The 13,278-nt window shown below is 69.4% G+C and carries 18 protein-coding genes; 9 read left to right on the top strand and 9 right to left on the bottom strand.

Features of this window, described 5'->3' with window-relative positions:
- Positions 1–20 precede the first annotated feature (20 nt).
- Together FB471_RS03760 and FB471_RS34435 are read right to left on the bottom strand one after the other, a co-directional pair.
- Positions 21–929 carry an IS3 family transposase gene (locus FB471_RS03760; RefSeq protein WP_141995943.1) on the bottom strand — a complete coding sequence of 303 codons (909 nt, stop codon included), beginning with the start codon at positions 927–929 and terminating at the stop codon, positions 21–23.
- Entirely contained in the window at positions 929–1,252 is a 324-nt protein-coding gene (locus tag FB471_RS34435) for a transposase (protein WP_141995942.1), read from the bottom strand. Before FB471_RS34435 ends, FB471_RS03760 begins: the two co-directional genes overlap by 1 nt.
- 67 nt (positions 1,253–1,319) lie before the next feature.
- On the opposite strand from FB471_RS34435, the gene FB471_RS03750 reads away from it, so the two are divergent.
- Complete coding sequence (locus FB471_RS03750; RefSeq protein ID WP_141995941.1) at positions 1,320–1,871, top strand: NsdA family TPR-like regulatory protein; 552 nt, start codon at positions 1,320–1,322, stop codon at positions 1,869–1,871.
- Between the two features lie 13 nt (positions 1,872–1,884).
- Positions 1,885–2,367, top strand: coding sequence for a hypothetical protein (locus FB471_RS03745; RefSeq protein WP_141995940.1), 483 nt, complete (start codon positions 1,885–1,887; stop codon positions 2,365–2,367).
- Positions 2,368–2,439: 72 nt separating this feature from the next.
- Here FB471_RS03745 and FB471_RS03740 read toward each other — a convergent pair whose 3' ends face one another.
- Together FB471_RS03740 and ppgK are read right to left on the bottom strand one after the other, a co-directional pair.
- Positions 2,440–3,843, bottom strand: coding sequence for an RNA polymerase sigma factor (locus tag FB471_RS03740; protein ID WP_142001561.1), 1,404 nt, complete (start codon positions 3,841–3,843; stop codon positions 2,440–2,442).
- A gap of 160 nt (positions 3,844–4,003) precedes the next feature.
- On the bottom strand, positions 4,004–4,765 hold the full coding sequence (ppgK, locus tag FB471_RS03735) for a polyphosphate--glucose phosphotransferase (RefSeq protein WP_141995939.1): 762 nt from the start codon (positions 4,763–4,765) through the stop codon (positions 4,004–4,006).
- A 72-nt stretch (positions 4,766–4,837) separates the two neighbouring features.
- Between ppgK and FB471_RS03730 the strand changes: the two genes are divergently transcribed.
- The gene (locus FB471_RS03730; RefSeq protein ID WP_170220692.1) at positions 4,838–5,647 is read left to right on the top strand and encodes an inositol monophosphatase family protein; all 810 of its coding nucleotides are present in this window, start codon (positions 4,838–4,840) and stop codon (positions 5,645–5,647) included.
- Between the two features lie 28 nt (positions 5,648–5,675).
- On the opposite strand, the gene cei is transcribed toward FB471_RS03730, so the two are convergent.
- Positions 5,676–6,371: an envelope integrity protein Cei gene (gene cei, locus FB471_RS03725; protein ID WP_141995938.1), complete on the bottom strand. Its 696-nt coding sequence runs from the start codon at positions 6,369–6,371 to the stop codon at positions 5,676–5,678.
- A 414-nt stretch (positions 6,372–6,785) separates the two neighbouring features.
- Between cei and FB471_RS03720 the strand changes: the two genes are divergently transcribed.
- Positions 6,786–7,094 carry a DUF4193 domain-containing protein gene (locus FB471_RS03720; RefSeq protein ID WP_141995937.1) on the top strand — a complete coding sequence of 103 codons (309 nt, stop codon included), beginning with the start codon at positions 6,786–6,788 and terminating at the stop codon, positions 7,092–7,094.
- A gap of 115 nt (positions 7,095–7,209) precedes the next feature.
- Here FB471_RS03720 and FB471_RS03715 read toward each other — a convergent pair whose 3' ends face one another.
- Positions 7,210–7,701: a DUF3093 domain-containing protein gene (locus FB471_RS03715; protein ID WP_142001558.1), complete on the bottom strand. Its 492-nt coding sequence runs from the start codon at positions 7,699–7,701 to the stop codon at positions 7,210–7,212.
- Positions 7,702–7,767: 66 nt separating this feature from the next.
- On the opposite strand from FB471_RS03715, the gene dut reads away from it, so the two are divergent.
- Genes dut through FB471_RS03700 form a run of 3 tightly spaced genes read left to right on the top strand, consistent with a single transcriptional unit; the run spans position 7,768 to position 9,612 of the window.
- Positions 7,768–8,253: a dUTP diphosphatase gene (gene dut / locus FB471_RS03710; RefSeq protein WP_141995936.1), complete on the top strand. Its 486-nt coding sequence runs from the start codon at positions 7,768–7,770 to the stop codon at positions 8,251–8,253.
- Positions 8,253–8,948: a DUF3710 domain-containing protein gene (locus FB471_RS03705; protein ID WP_141995935.1), complete on the top strand. Its 696-nt coding sequence runs from the start codon at positions 8,253–8,255 to the stop codon at positions 8,946–8,948. The genes dut and FB471_RS03705 overlap by 1 nt, the downstream gene beginning before the upstream one ends.
- 22 nt (positions 8,949–8,970) lie before the next feature.
- Entirely contained in the window at positions 8,971–9,612 is a 642-nt protein-coding gene (locus FB471_RS03700) for a LysE family translocator (RefSeq protein ID WP_141995934.1), read from the top strand.
- Here the strand turns inward: FB471_RS03700 and FB471_RS03695 are convergent.
- A complete protein-coding gene (locus FB471_RS03695; protein WP_425457025.1) occupies positions 9,609–10,319 on the bottom strand; it encodes an alpha/beta fold hydrolase in 711 nt (236 codons plus the stop codon). The two genes, FB471_RS03700 and FB471_RS03695, sit on opposite strands and share 4 nt — an antisense overlap.
- A 104-nt stretch (positions 10,320–10,423) precedes the next feature.
- Between FB471_RS03695 and FB471_RS03690 the strand changes: the two genes are divergently transcribed.
- Together FB471_RS03690 and FB471_RS03685 are read left to right on the top strand one after the other, a co-directional pair.
- The gene (locus FB471_RS03690; RefSeq protein ID WP_141995933.1) at positions 10,424–10,801 is read left to right on the top strand and encodes an OB-fold nucleic acid binding domain-containing protein; all 378 of its coding nucleotides are present in this window, start codon (positions 10,424–10,426) and stop codon (positions 10,799–10,801) included.
- A 228-nt stretch (positions 10,802–11,029) separates the two neighbouring features.
- On the top strand, positions 11,030–11,698 hold the full coding sequence (locus tag FB471_RS03685) for a DUF3159 domain-containing protein (RefSeq protein ID WP_142001554.1): 669 nt from the start codon (positions 11,030–11,032) through the stop codon (positions 11,696–11,698).
- A 173-nt stretch (positions 11,699–11,871) separates the two neighbouring features.
- On the opposite strand, the gene FB471_RS03680 is transcribed toward FB471_RS03685, so the two are convergent.
- Both FB471_RS03680 and FB471_RS03675 read right to left on the bottom strand, forming a co-directional pair.
- Positions 11,872–12,528 (bottom strand): potassium channel family protein, encoded by a 657-nt coding sequence (locus tag FB471_RS03680; RefSeq protein ID WP_141995932.1) that lies wholly within the window; start codon positions 12,526–12,528, stop codon positions 11,872–11,874.
- Positions 12,528–13,190 carry a potassium channel family protein gene (locus tag FB471_RS03675; protein WP_141995931.1) on the bottom strand — a complete coding sequence of 221 codons (663 nt, stop codon included), beginning with the start codon at positions 13,188–13,190 and terminating at the stop codon, positions 12,528–12,530. Before FB471_RS03675 ends, FB471_RS03680 begins: the two co-directional genes overlap by 1 nt.
- Positions 13,191–13,278: the final 88 nt, after the last annotated feature.

The following is a 13,278-nucleotide window of genomic DNA, read 5'->3' as shown; positions in this document are numbered from 1 at the left end:
GACAGGGGCTTACGAGGGGGTCAGGCCGCCGTTCGGAGTGCCTGCTCGAAGTTGTCGGGGCTGAGCATCCCGATCGCGGAGTGCCGCCGCGTACTGTTGTAGAAGCTGATCCATTTGTCAATCGCGGCAACGAGTTCTGTCTTCGTGGCGTAGGCGTGCCGGTAGTAGTGCTCGTGTTTGAACGTCGACCAGAACGACTCCGCTGGGCTGTTGTCCCAGCAGATTCCGGTCGCGCCCATCGACCGGCGCAGGCCGTGCCGGAAGCACGCCGTCGCTGTCAGGTGCGCGGTGTACTCGCCGCCACGGTCGGAATGCAGGATCGTGCCACGGCATCTGCCGCCACGGGTGCCCACGGCGGCATCGATGGCGTCGGTGACCATCTCGGCGCCGATGTGGTCGGATACGCTGTAGCCCAACACTTTCCGGGACTGTCCGTCCCGGATCGCGCACAGGAACATGTCACCCTGACCACACGTCAGGTACGTGATGTCGGTCAGCCAGACCGCGTCGAGCCGGTCCCGGTCGAAGTGCCGGTCGACCAGATCCGGTGGGAACGACGCGGCCGGATCGACCACTGTCGTCTTCACCTTGAACGTGCGCGGGCTGATGCCCTCAAGCCCGATCGAGGCCATGATCTTGGCGACGGTCTTCGCTGTGACCACCTCGCCCTGCTCACGCAGCTCGGCGGTGATCCGCGGCGACCCGTAGATCCCGCTCGAGTCCTTGTGCGCCTGGGTGATCTTCACCTCGAGATCGGCTCGGCGTTGCTGCCGCGGAGTCAACACCGTTGCCGCCACACGTTTCACATGCGCGTAGTAGCCCGCCCTCGACACGCCCAGCAGCCGCGCCATACGCCGCACTGAGAACCGCGTGTTCGGCGGCGAAGTGGTGGTGTCAGCGAACTTGTCGGGGCCGGCGTACTTGGCCATCAGAGCGAACCGGGCCGGTTCTTCTGCATCGCGGCAAAGTACGCCGAAGCTTTTACCAGGAACGCGTTGTCCTTCTCCAGCTCGGCCACCTGTCCGCGCAACCGCAACAGTTCGGCCCGCTCGGCGGCCTCCAGAGGTTTGTCTCCGTGGACCTCGGCCGCGGTGACCCGTCGACGTTCGTCTTTGACCCAGACACTCAACATGCCCGCGTCGATACCCAGCTCGCGGGAAACCTCAGCGATCGTCCGGCCGGAATCGATCACGCGATGAGCAGCCTCGACCTTGTACTCGGCCGTGTACGAACGGCGCTTGCGAGGAGGCATGAGGACATCCTTTCAGCAGGACGACTGGTCCTGCTAACTCGGTGTCCACTACCCGGGGTGAACCTCAGTGCAGCTTGCGCAGTACGGGAGTCGGCGCACCGCTACCCCACGGCTGCGGGCAGTGCTCGCCACCCGCGAAGCATGGGCGTACGCGTGTCAGGGTGATGCACGTGCGTTCCAGCGTGCTGTCGGCCTCGCCGAGGACCACCACGCGGAGGGGCTGCGTGATGGCGACGCGGACACCCCCACGGTTCGCAGCCTCGATGCGGCCGAACTTGCAGGAGTGATAGGCGCCCGCTACCGGGACCTCGCCCGGTTCGATGGCAAGCATGCCCGCGCAGCGCAGCGCTACATCGGCCGCGCCTTGGATTCGCGGCATCCCAGCTACGCGCGTAACCGTGCGTTCGACCTGATCGGATTGGCCCGCACGCACCTGATCACTCGGGAGCCCGATCGTGCTGCCGAGTTGATCGGCGAGGCTGTCCCGTTAGCCGGGCAATGGGTATCGGGCCGGGTCGGCACCAAGTTGCGGGAGTTCCATACGGAGTCGGCCCCGTTCGCTACGGTGCCCACCATGCGGGAGGCCCGCGAGGCCGTCGCCACACTGGCCACCACTTGAGAAAGGGCAACTGTTGCCGCGTATCGGGATCTCCGGACACTCCAACCTGACCACCGACACGGTGTCACTTGTCGCCGAGGGCATCCGCGGTGTGCTTGCCGAACACACTGGTGCGAGCCTGGTGGGTGTGACCTGCCTGGCGCGCGGTGCGGACCAGGTGTTCGCCAGAGTGGTGCTAGAACTCGGCGGGGCGATCGAGGTGGTGCTACCCGCCACTGACTACCGCGAGCACAAGGTCAAGCCGGACAACGCAGCGGACTTCGACGCGCTGATCAGCCAGGCGCACACGGTGCACACGCTGCCATTCGCCGAGTCCAACCGGGAGGCGTATATGGCCGCTAGCGAGTACCTGCTGGACCACATAACCGCACTGGTCGCCGTATGGGACGGCGGACCTTCCGGCGGGCACGGTGGGACCGCCGACGTGGTGGACGCGGCGCGTGAGCGCGGGTTGCCCGTGACGGTCGTCTGGCCGACGGGAGCTCGGCGCGGCTGAACGAGACGAAGGCCAGCAGACCGATCGGTCTGCTGGCCTTCGTCTCGACTGGCTCAGTGCCTTTTCGCGAGTTCAGTCCAGGTAGTCCCGCAGGACCTGAGAGCGGGACGGGTGGCGCAGCTTGGACATGGTCTTCGACTCGATCTGCCGGATCCGTTCGCGGGTGACCCCGTAGACCTGGCCGATCTCGTCCAGCGTCCTCGGCTGGCCGTCGGTGAGGCCGAACCGGAGCCGGACGACCCCGGCCTCGCGCTCGGACAGGGTCTGCAGCACCGACTGCAACTGGTCCTGCAGCAGGGTGAACGACACCGCGTCCACCGCGACCACGGCCTCGCTGTCCTCGATGAAGTCACCGAGCTGCGAGTCGCCCTCGTCGCCGATGGTCTGGTCCAGCGAGATCGGTTCGCGGGCGTACTGCTGGATCTCCAGGACCTTCTCCGGGGAGATGTCCATCTCTTTCGCGAGCTCTTCGGGGGTGGGCTCGCGACCGAGGTCCTGCAGCAGCTCACGCTGGATGCGGCCGAGCTTGTTGATCACCTCGACCATGTGCACCGGGATGCGGATGGTCCTCGCCTGGTCGGCCATCGCGCGGGTGATGGCCTGCCGGATCCACCAGGTGGCGTAGGTGGAGAACTTGAACCCCTTGGTGTAATCGAACTTCTCGACCGCGCGGATCAGGCCCAGGTTGCCCTCCTGGATCAGGTCCAGGAACGCCATGCCGCGTCCGGTGTAGCGCTTCGCCAGGGACACCACGAGCCGCAGGTTCGCCTCGAGCAGGTGGTTCTTGGCCCGTTCCCCGTCGCGCACGATCCACTTGAGGTCGCGGCGCATCTGGGTGGTGAGCTTTTCGCCCTCCTCCTCGGCTGCCCGCACCCGGTCGGCGGCGTACAGCCCGGCCTCGATGCGCTTGGCGAGCTCGACCTCTTCCTCGGCGTTGAGCAGCGCGACCTTGCCGATCTGCTTGAGATACGCGCGTACCGAGTCGGCGGAGGCGGTCAGTTCGGCATCCTTGCGCGCCTGGCGCAGGGCCTCCGACTCCTCCTCGTCCCAGACGAAGTCGGGGTCGGTGGGCTTGCCGCCCTTACCGGCCTCCTCCTCGTCGGCCTCCTCCTCGGTCACCGTGGCGTCGACGACGTCGACCTCCACGGCGTCCACTTCGAGGTCGGAGAGGTCCACGTCCTCGAGGTCGGCGGCATCGACTTCCTCACCGGGGGCGGCCAGCTCGACCTTGGTCTCCTCGCCCTCACCCTTGGTGCCCTTGCGGGCACGCGTGGTTTTCGCGGGAGCCTTCTTCGCGGCCGACTTCTGGCCCGGGGACTTCGGACGGGGCTTCTTGGCCGCGTCACCCGTGGTGTCGGGGTCGTCCGCCGTGTTCTCGGCGGCCGTCGAGGTCTTGGCGGCGCTCGTTGATTTCGTCCCGCTTCTGGTTGCGGTTCTTGCGGCTGCCACGTACGCCCTTTCACAGCGGTCGATCATGACGAGCCGAGACACGTACGTCCCAGCTTCCTCAGATTCGGGGAACACGCCCCAGCCTGGGAGTTTGCCTCCCGCAGCAGTGGGCCGCGTTCCATTGTAACGATGATGCGCCGGGCCGTCGCGAAGCGATCACTCCCCGGCGTGCTTCCGCATGCCGGAATCAGTGTTCGATACCCTCCGCGGCGGCCGCCGCAGCACCGACGATACCCGCGTTGTTCTGCAGCGACGCCACGATGATCCTCGTTCGCACGTCCAGCAGGGGCACCCACTTCGATGCCTTCTTGCTCACCCCGCCGCCGACGATGACCAGATCCGGCCAGAGTAATCCCTCCAACACGGACAGGTACCGCTGCACCCGCTCCGCCCACTCCGGGTAGGAAAGCTCCTCGGCGTCCTTCACCGAGGCCGCGGCCCGCGTCTCCGCGTCGTGGCCGTCCACCTCCAGGTGGCCGAACTCGGTGTTCGGCACCAGCTTCCCGTCGTGGAACAGCGCGCTGCCGATACCCGTGCCGAAGGTCAGCAGGGTGACCACACCCTTGCGGCCTGCCGGATCGCCGAACCGCACCTCGGCCATACCCGCGGCGTCGGCGTCGTTCAGCATCGCCACGTCCTCGACGTCCTTGCCGAGCCGCTTGGCGAACAACGTGTCGGCGTCGGTTCCGATCCAGGAAGGGTCGATGTTCGCCGCCGTGTGCGCACAGCCCTTCTTGATCACCGCGGGTAACGTGATGCCGACCGGGCCGTCCCATTCGAAGTGCTCGACCACGCCGGCCACCACGTCGGCGATGGCCTCCGGCGTTGCCGGGCGCGGAGTGTCGATCCGGAGCCGGTCACCGATGAGTCGGCCCCTCTCCAGATCGACAAGAGCGCCCTTGATACCGCTGCCGCCGATGTCGATGCCGAACCCGCGGGTCGCCGTCATTGGCGTGGTCCCTTCATTCTCGATTCAGAAGCCTGCACGCGTGACTTTATCCGGGTGTGGTCCCATGTCCGCGTGGGAGTTATCGAGTCGCGGCTGTCCGATGTTGCCGAGCGGGTCGCCACCGAGGCCGCCGAGCTGGTCCGAGACGCGCGGGTGGCGATCCAGGACGGCACGCCGCTGCGGATCGGCACCAAGAGCACCGACACCGACGTGGTGACCGCGGTGGACCACGAGGCGGAGCGGCTCGTCCGCACCCGGCTCGCCGAGCTGCGCCCCGGTGAGCAGGTGATCGGCGAGGAACAGGGCGGCACCCACGGCGAGGGTGTGACCTGGGTCGTCGATCCCATCGACGGCACGGTCAACTTCGTCTACGGCTACCCGTGGTTCGCGGTGTCGCTGGCCGCGCAGGTCGACGGCGTGTCGGTGGCCGGCGCGGTGGTGGAGCCGGTCAGCGGGCGGCGCTGGCGGGCCGTGCGGGGCGGCGGTGCCACCCTGGACGGCAGGCCGCTGTCCGTGTCCTCGCCGCCCCGGCTGGACCTCACGTTGGTGGGCACCGGGTTCGCCTACGCCGCCGAGCGACGCGGCCGGCAGGCCGAGACGGCCGCCAAGCTGCTCGCGCACGTGCGAGACATCCGGCGCAGCGGCTCGGCGGCACTGGACCTGTGCGCCGTGGCGGCCGGCTGGGTCGACGCCTACTACGAGCACGGCCTCTCGCCGTGGGACTGGGCGGCGGGCGCGCTGATCGCGGCGGAGGCCGGTGCCGTGGTCACCTCTCCGGGAACCGATCCGGCCGCCGGTGCCGACTTCACCTGCGCGGCCGCCCCTTCCGTTGCGGCGCCGCTGCGGGATGCGCTGATCGAGTGCGGGGCCGCGCGCATCTGAGAACGGGCCCGGCGGCGCGGTTCCACCGTCAGCAGTGGGCCTGGCGTGCCTCGGTGATCCGGTCCGGTGCGATGGTCGGTGCCTGCTCGCCGGTCGCCTGCTCGCCGCCGCCGGTGTCCCGGTGCTGCTGGGACCAGGCGGTGAGCTCCTCGAGGATGTTCGCGGCTTCCGGCGTCGGCCCCACCCCGGTGAACGTGGTGCCGATGGCCAGGTCGACGCTTGCGTCCTTGCGGCCGTCCCTGACCAGCTCGAAGCACGGGTCCACCAGGCTCAGGGTGCGTGCCGCCGCCTCGCCGTTCTCGCCGAACCGGATCTGCCCGTGGCAGACCGCCTCCCGCTTGTCGTAGGCCGGGTCGTTGGCGGGCTCGCCCACCTGGTCGAACCCGAGTGTGCGCAGGGCCTCGGTGGTCATCGCGGCCTGGTTGCGCGCGCCGCTGGCGTTCAGCACGGTGACCGCGACCTTGTCCGGCGGGATCGGCGCGGTGCCGCCGAGGCCGCTGTGCCCGAGTGAGGTGTAGACGGTGCCCTGCGGTGGCGAGGCCGGGGGCTCGCAGCGGACGGCGTCGTCGAGGTCGCTGTTGCGCACGATCACGTTCAGCCAGACGAAGACCGAGACGGCTCCCAGCAGGCCGATCACGATGAGCGCGGGCAGGGGACGATACTTACGGTACGGCTTCGACTTCCGGCTGCTGCCATGGCCGATCCAGCCGCTCCCCGACGTCACCTGGCTAGTCCCTTCGCACCGTTCGTGTCGTTGTCAACACCGTCGTCGCTGATCAGCCTAGGCGTTACAGTCCAGGACCTTCCGGTCGGTATACCAATTCGTGTGACGGATGGCCTCTTACGGCTGAGGTAACCGCCCGACCTGCCCAAACCGGGCAACGGCGGCCCGTGCCGATCGTCCTGACGGGTGATGTATCGCGATCCATGGGTGACCTGTTTCCGGCCTGGGTACACCATGGGCTACCCTCTGCGGGCTCCGGTGTAGATCGGGATCTTCTCGCAGGGAGATCTGGCTCACTGCGAAGCCGGGCACAAACAGGGGCGCTGGAACGTTGTCCAGCGACACGAAGGGACTCGGGCGAGACTCGGGGCCCGGACCATCTGACATCAAAGCTGATCGCAGGGGTGAGGGACAATGGCGACCGACTACGACGCTCCGCGCCGCAGCGAGGCCGACGAGTTGGCCGAAGACTCGTTGGAGGAGCTGAAAGCGCGGCGCAGCGAAACCCAGTCCGGCGTCGTCGACGTCGATGAGGACGCGACCGCCGAGAACTTCGAACTGCCCGGGGCTGACCTGTCCGGATTGTCCGGTGAGGACCTCACGGTGAAGGTGGTTCCGAAGCAGGCCGACGAGTTCACCTGCTCGGTGTGCTTCCTGGTGCATCACCGCAGCCGGCTGGCCGAGGACGGCGGCGGGCAGATGATCTGCCGCGACTGCGCCTGACGAGCTGACGACCACTGCACCGGCACGAGATCACAGTGGGGCGGCGATCGGCGGCGATCGAAGTTCGAACACGGCAACAGGGGTGGTGAGCGGCTCGCTCGCCACCCCTTCGCCGTTACCGGGTGCGGAGCAGTTCGGCCAGTGCCTCCGGCTTGCGGGTGCTGATCAGCCAGTAGGGCGTGGGATCCTCGGGATCGGTGACCGTGACCCGCAGCAGCGGGCCCACCCAGCCGCGATGCAGCACGAAGGCGGCCGGATCCAGTTCCGGGCCGAGCGTCTTGCGCTTACGGTCCTTGCCGATCACCTCGACCTCGCCGATGAACCGCGTCGGCAGGTGTGCCTCGCCCGCCCACAGCTCGCGGGTTCCCTCCGGGCCGCTCTCGGCGACCCGCACCCCGACCCTGCCGAGCGCGAGCAGCAGCCCGGCGGCCAGGGGCAGCATGACCAGATAGGGCAGCCAGCCCCGGAGGCCGGGGTAGCCCATGTGGATCTCGGCCGCGAGCAGGCCGCAGCCGATCAGCGGCAGCGGCCACCCCCACCAGGGCACATACAGCCGCTCACTGTGCAGTACCCGTCCCTTCGCGGTCTGCCCGCCCGTCGTCGTCACCTCGTCCGTCCGTTGATCGGCCGCGCCTGTGCTCTCGCCCACGGCCTCAGGGTAGTCTCGCGGTTCGTGTCCAGCGTGCAGGTACTGCTTTCCCGAATCGATCCCGACGTCCCCGTCCCGAACTACGCCCGGCAGGGCGACGCCGGCGCCGATCTGGTGACCACCTCCGACCTCGTGCTCGACCCCGGGGAGCGGGCCGTGGTCGGCACCGGGGTCGCCGTCGCGCTGCCGGTCGGCTACGCCGGCTTCGTCCATCCCCGTTCCGGGCTCGCCGCGCGAGCCGGGCTCTCCGTGGTCAACACCCCCGGCACCATCGACTCCGGCTACCGGGGTGAGATCAAGGTGTGCCTGGTCAACCACGACCCGCGGGAGCCGATCAAGCTGACCCGCGGCGATCGAATCGCCCAGCTGGTGATCCAACGGGTCGAGCGGGCCGAGTTCGTGGAGGTCGCCGAACTCGAGACCTCCGAGCGGGGCGCGGGCGGATACGGTTCGACCGGTGGACATGCCGTGCTCGGCAGCACGGTCGCCGTGGAAGGAACGGAGAGCTAGTGGGGATTTTCGGACGCAAGCGCCGGGGTGCGGACGCGCGGTCGGAACGGGCGGAACGGCACCCGGCGCCGGACGAGGAGGACGAGGCCGTCGCGGCGGATGTCGACGAGGAGGAGGACGAGCCCGCACCGGTCACCGGGGAGGACGGGCCGTACGACCTCGCCGACGCCCCTGAGGACGGCCTCCCGCGGATCGACCTGGGGTCGGTGCGGGTTCCGGTGCCGGACGGCTCGCAGGTGCAGGTCGAGATGGACCAGGCGAGCGGGAACGTGCGTGCGGTGCACGTGGTGACCGCGCACGGCCAGGTGACCGTCAGCGGTTACGCGGCGCCGCGGTCGGGTGGGCTCTGGGACGAGGTCAGCGCCGAGCTGGCTGACCAGTTGCGGTCCGACGGCGCCAAGGTGGCCAGCGGCGAGGGTGAGTGGGGGACCGAACTGTCGGCCGTGGTCGGCGAGGTGGCGCTGCGCTTCGTCGGCGTGGACGGCCCGCGCTGGATGCTGCGCGGGGTGATCGCGGGTCCGCAGTCGCAGGCGGCGCAGGCGCCGGACACCTTGCGGGACATCGTGCGCGGCACGATCGTCGCGCGCGGCGACGCGCCGATGCCGGTGCGCACCCCGCTGCCGATCACGCTGCCGGACGCGGTCGCCGAGCACATCGCGCAGCAGTCCCAGCAAACACAGCAACAGCAGGGCTGAATCGTTCTGGTACGGTCGTACCATGCCAGGTCTCGCCGAATGGTTCGTGTTTCTGGGCACGGCGGCGTTGTTCGCCGTCAGCCCTGGTCCGGGGATGCTCTACGTGCTGGCCAGGAGCCTGCGTGGCGGGCGAGGGGAAGGCGTGCGCTCGGTACTGGGCAACGGGATCGGCGCCTGCCTGCATGTGGTCGCCGCCGCGCTCGGTCTCTCCGCGCTGCTGGCCACCTCCGTGGTCGCCTTCACGGTGGTCAAGTTCGCCGGTGCCGCCTACCTGGTCGGCCTCGGGCTCTACCTGATGTTCCAGCGACGGCACGGGGAACCACCGGTGGACGCGGGCGGCAGGACCAGGAGGCTGGCCACGTCGCCGCTGCTGCAGGGCATCCTCAGCGAGGTGCTCAACCCGAAGACCGCCCTGTACTTCATGGCGCTGCTGCCGCATTTCGTGCATCCCGAGCGAGCTCCTGCGGCGCTGGTGTTCGTCCTGCTCGGCCTGATCGCCGTCGCCATGGCGCTGGTCGCGGACCTGGTCATCGCGTTGTTCGCGGGCGGGATCGGCGCCAGGCTGCGGCGTAACCCGCGCTGGTGGTCGCGCCAGCGGCTGGCCAGCGGAGCCACCATGATCGGGCTGGGTGGTTTCGTGGCCGTGGCCGAGCAGGGAACCTAGCGGGCCCGCAGCCAGGCGAGCACCGTGGCACGGCCCAGCGACTCCCGATCGCGGCCGAGCGCGTCCAGGGTGGTCTCGCAGACCGCAGCGCGGGGCAGGGCCGCCGCCCACTCCCCGGCGACCCGCGCGGGGTGCACGGGGTCGTCCGTGCAGGTGGCGATGCCCACCGGGACCTCGAGCGCGCGCAGCTCGGCCAGCTCGGGGGCGGGGTGGGCGGCCGCCGCGCGCAGGCCGGGGACCAGCCCGTCGCCGTAGCGGCGCCACGCCCGGTGCAGCTCCCCGGCGAGCCAGGTCGGCATGGTCGCCGCGGAGCGGGTCAGCGTCGCCTCCAGGCCGTCCCGATCGACCTGCTCCGCCGATACCAGTGCGGCCTGCCGGGCGGGTGCGTCCGCCGGCAGGCCGTTCCACGCGGGCATCGCGGCGAGCACGCCCGCGCAGCGCGCGGGGTTGCGCAGGGCCCATTCGGTCGCCAGATGAGCGCCCAGTGAGATGCCGCCGACCAGGATCGGGCTGCCGGCCGCGTCCGCGTCGGCATCGAGCCTCGCCAGGTATCCGCTGGTCAGCGTCTCGCTCGGGGGTGGGGGAGGGGTCAGCACCTCGACGCCGAGCGCGCGTAGCGGGCCGGCGAACACCGAGCGGACGAAGGTCTCGTCCGAGCCGGTTCCCGGCAGCAGCACAGCCAGGCGCGCGGGCATAGTCGAGGTCACGTTGCGATCATGGCGCAAACCGGTTTCTCGTGCCCAGAAAGGGTTACGCTGGTTCGTGCACGGGCCGTTTGAGTCGGGGGCCCCGGAGCACAGGAGTACCGCGTATGCCCGCCAAAGACGGCGGCTACTTCAGCCGGTTGGTTCGCAAGCTGACCAGCGATGTTCAGGATCTCGACGCCGACGACCTCTCGAAGCGCTCGGAAGCGGGAGGGGCGCAGCGTGCGTGCGATTGCCGGTCCGGCCAGGAGGTGATCGTGCTCGGCCGGTTACGCAGTGTTGAACTTTGCCCGAACACTCAGGCGGTTACCCTGGAGGCCGAGCTCTTCGACGGTACCGACGGCGTGACGCTAGTCTGGCTCGGCCGGCGGCGGATCCCGGGCATCGAGCCTGGCCGCACCATCAAGGCGCGTGGCAGGATGGCCGACCGCGACGGCAAGAAGGTGCTGTACAACCCGTACTACGAGCTGCAGACCAGCACGTAGCCGGTTTCGCGGTCCGCGGTGGGGCCGCGCCGGCCTTGACAACCTGTGACAACGAGGAATGAGTGTTCGCGCATCGTGACTGAGCCCGCTGCCAACTCCGACAAGCAGGTCGAGGCTGAAGAGGGCACCGCGGAGAAATCAGCGGCCGAGTCCCCGGGGTCGGGGGAGCGGGAGACGCCGCGAGAGCAGGAACAAGAACAGGAGCAGGAGAAGGAGAAGCTGCCCACCATGCTGGAGCAGATGGGCGGTGTCTCCGGCCTTGTCTACTCCGCGGTCCCGGTGGTCGTGTTCGTGCTCGCCAACGCCCTGTTCGGGCTGCAGGCCGGGATCTGGAGCGCGGTGGGCGTCGCCGTGGCGATCACCGCGCTCCGGGTGGTGCGCAAGGAGCCGGTGCAACCGGCGATCTCCGGCTTCTTCGGGGTCGCGATCGCCGCGTTCATCGCCTACCGGACCGGTTCGGCCAAGGGTTTCTTCCTGTTCGGCATCTGGGCGAGCGTGATCTACGGCAGCGTGTTGCTGGTGTCGGTGCTGGTGCGCTGGCCGCTGGCCGGGGTGGTGTGGAACGCCATCAACGGCGCCGGAACGGCCTGGCGCAGGGACAAGCCGTCCCGCTACGGCTACGACGTCGCGACGCTGGCGATGGTGGCGGTGTTCGCCGGGCGGTTCGTGGTGCAGCGCTGGCTGTACGACGAGGACCTCACCGGCTGGCTGGCCTTCGCCAAGATCGTGATGGGCGCCCCGCTGTGGGGCCTCGCGCTGCTGGTCGTGGTGTGGGCGGTCCGCCGCTCGGACAAGCGGCTCAAGGCGTTGCGCGAAGCGCAGGAGGCCTCGGACGCGGAGGCGGAGGAGAACCTCCGGATCAAGTACGGCCAGGCCCCGCCCCCGCAACAGGCCTGAACCCGTACGGGAACGGCAAACTCACGCGCGTGGGGAGCAAACTCGCCTACGTGGGCGGCCAACACGCCGGAGCCCGGCGTGTTGGCCGCCCAGGTAACCGTGTTTGCCGCTCACGCGCACGAGTTGGCTGTTCATGCGCACGAGTTGGCTGTTGACGTACGGCCAACAAGGGTTCAGTAGCCGAGGGCGGCGCGGATGTCCGGCTCGACGTCGGTGCGCGCGACGAACAGCAGCTCGTCACCGGGCTCCAGCGGCTCGTCCGGTTGGGGGACGATCACCCGTTCCCCGCGCAGGATCGTCACCAGTGCGGCGTCACCCGGCAGGGTGAGGTCGCGGACCGGCCGGCCGGCAAGGGGGGTCTCGTCGGGCAGGGTCAGCTCGACCAGGTTGGCCTGACTCTGCCGGAAGGTCATCAGCCGCACCAGGTCGCCGACGCTGACCGCCTCCTCGACCATCGCGGCCAGCATCCGGGGGGTGGACACCGCCACGTCCACGCCCCAGGCCTCGGTGAACAGCCACTCGTTGGCGGGGGTGTTCACCCTGGCGACCACCCTGCGCACCGCGAACTCGGTCTTGGCCAGCAGCGAGACCACCAGGTTGACCTTGTCGTCGCCGGTCGCCGCGATGACCACGTCACACAGCTGGATCCCGGACTCCTCGAGGGTGGACACCTCGCAGGCGTCGCCCAGCACCCAGTCGGCCTGCTCCACGGTCTCCGGCATGAACTGCGCGGACTCCCGCTCGATCAGCATCACGGCGTGCCCGGCGTCGATCAGCTCGGTGGCGATGGACCGCCCCACCGCACCGGCGCCGGCGATCGCGACCCGCATCAGTCCTCCTCCGGCGCGCGCGCCGCGACGCTGGTGACATCGCTGACCGTACCCGAGTGCGCGGCCACGTAGACCAGGTCGTCGGCCTGCAACACGGTCTTGGGTTTCGGCAGCACCCCGGTGCCGAACCGCATGATGAACGCCACCCGCGCGCCGGTGGCGTCCTGCAGGTCGCGCACGCTGCGCCCGACCCAGTTCTCGTGCAGCGGCAGTTGCAGCAGCGCCATCGTGCCGGTGGGGTCGCGCCAGGAGGTGGCGACCCCGTCCGGCAGCAGGGTGCGCAGGAACCGGTCGGTGGTCCATGGCACGGTCGCCACGGTCGGGATGCCGAGCCGCTCGTACACGGCGGCCCGCTTGTGGTCGTAGATCCTGGCCACGACGTGCTCCACGCCGAAGGTCTCCCTGGCCACCCTGGCCGAGATGATGTTGGAGTTGTCCCCGCTGGAGACCGCCGCGAACGCGCCTGCCCGCTCGATGCCGGCCTCTACGAGCACCTGACGGTCGAAGCCGTTACCGGTCACCTGAAGCCCGTGGAACTCGCTGCCGAGCCGCCGGAAAGCCTGCCGGCTCTTGTCGACCACCGCCACCTCGTGGTCCAGTCTGCCCAGCGCAGCGGCAAGAGACGCGCCGACCCGGCCGCATCCCATGATCACCACGTGCACGCCGCAATCTCCTCCCGTAGGCGTTCACCCGTCGGAGAACCTACCCTCACCCGTACCGCGTCGCCGCCCCCGGCGCACTTTAGGCTTT

The sequence above is a fragment of the Amycolatopsis cihanbeyliensis genome, from assembly GCF_006715045.1.
Classification (GTDB): Bacteria; Actinomycetota; Actinomycetes; order Mycobacteriales; family Pseudonocardiaceae; genus Amycolatopsis; species Amycolatopsis cihanbeyliensis.
This window is presented reverse-complemented; position numbering and strand designations above follow the sequence as displayed.

Coding starts and splice junctions, on each gene's coding strand:
- FB471_RS03760 (WP_141995943.1), bottom strand. CDS start 929: ATGGCCAAGTACGCCGGCCCCGACAAGTTCGCTGACACCACCACTTCG.
- FB471_RS34435 (WP_141995942.1), bottom strand. CDS start 1,252: ATGCCTCCTCGCAAGCGCCGTTCGTACACGGCCGAGTACAAGGTCGAG.
- FB471_RS03740 (WP_142001561.1), bottom strand. CDS start 3,843: ATGATCGACCGCTGTGAAAGGGCGTACGTGGCAGCCGCAAGAACCGCA.
- ppgK (WP_141995939.1), bottom strand. CDS start 4,765: ATGACGGCGACCCGCGGGTTCGGCATCGACATCGGCGGCAGCGGTATC.
- FB471_RS03720 (WP_141995937.1), top strand. CDS start 6,786: ATGGCGACCGACTACGACGCTCCGCGCCGCAGCGAGGCCGACGAGTTG.
- FB471_RS03700 (WP_141995934.1), top strand. CDS start 8,971: ATGCCAGGTCTCGCCGAATGGTTCGTGTTTCTGGGCACGGCGGCGTTG.
- FB471_RS03690 (WP_141995933.1), top strand. CDS start 10,424: ATGCCCGCCAAAGACGGCGGCTACTTCAGCCGGTTGGTTCGCAAGCTG.
- FB471_RS03685 (WP_142001554.1), top strand. CDS start 11,030: ATGCTGGAGCAGATGGGCGGTGTCTCCGGCCTTGTCTACTCCGCGGTC.
- FB471_RS03680 (WP_141995932.1), bottom strand. CDS start 12,528: ATGCGGGTCGCGATCGCCGGCGCCGGTGCGGTGGGGCGGTCCATCGCC.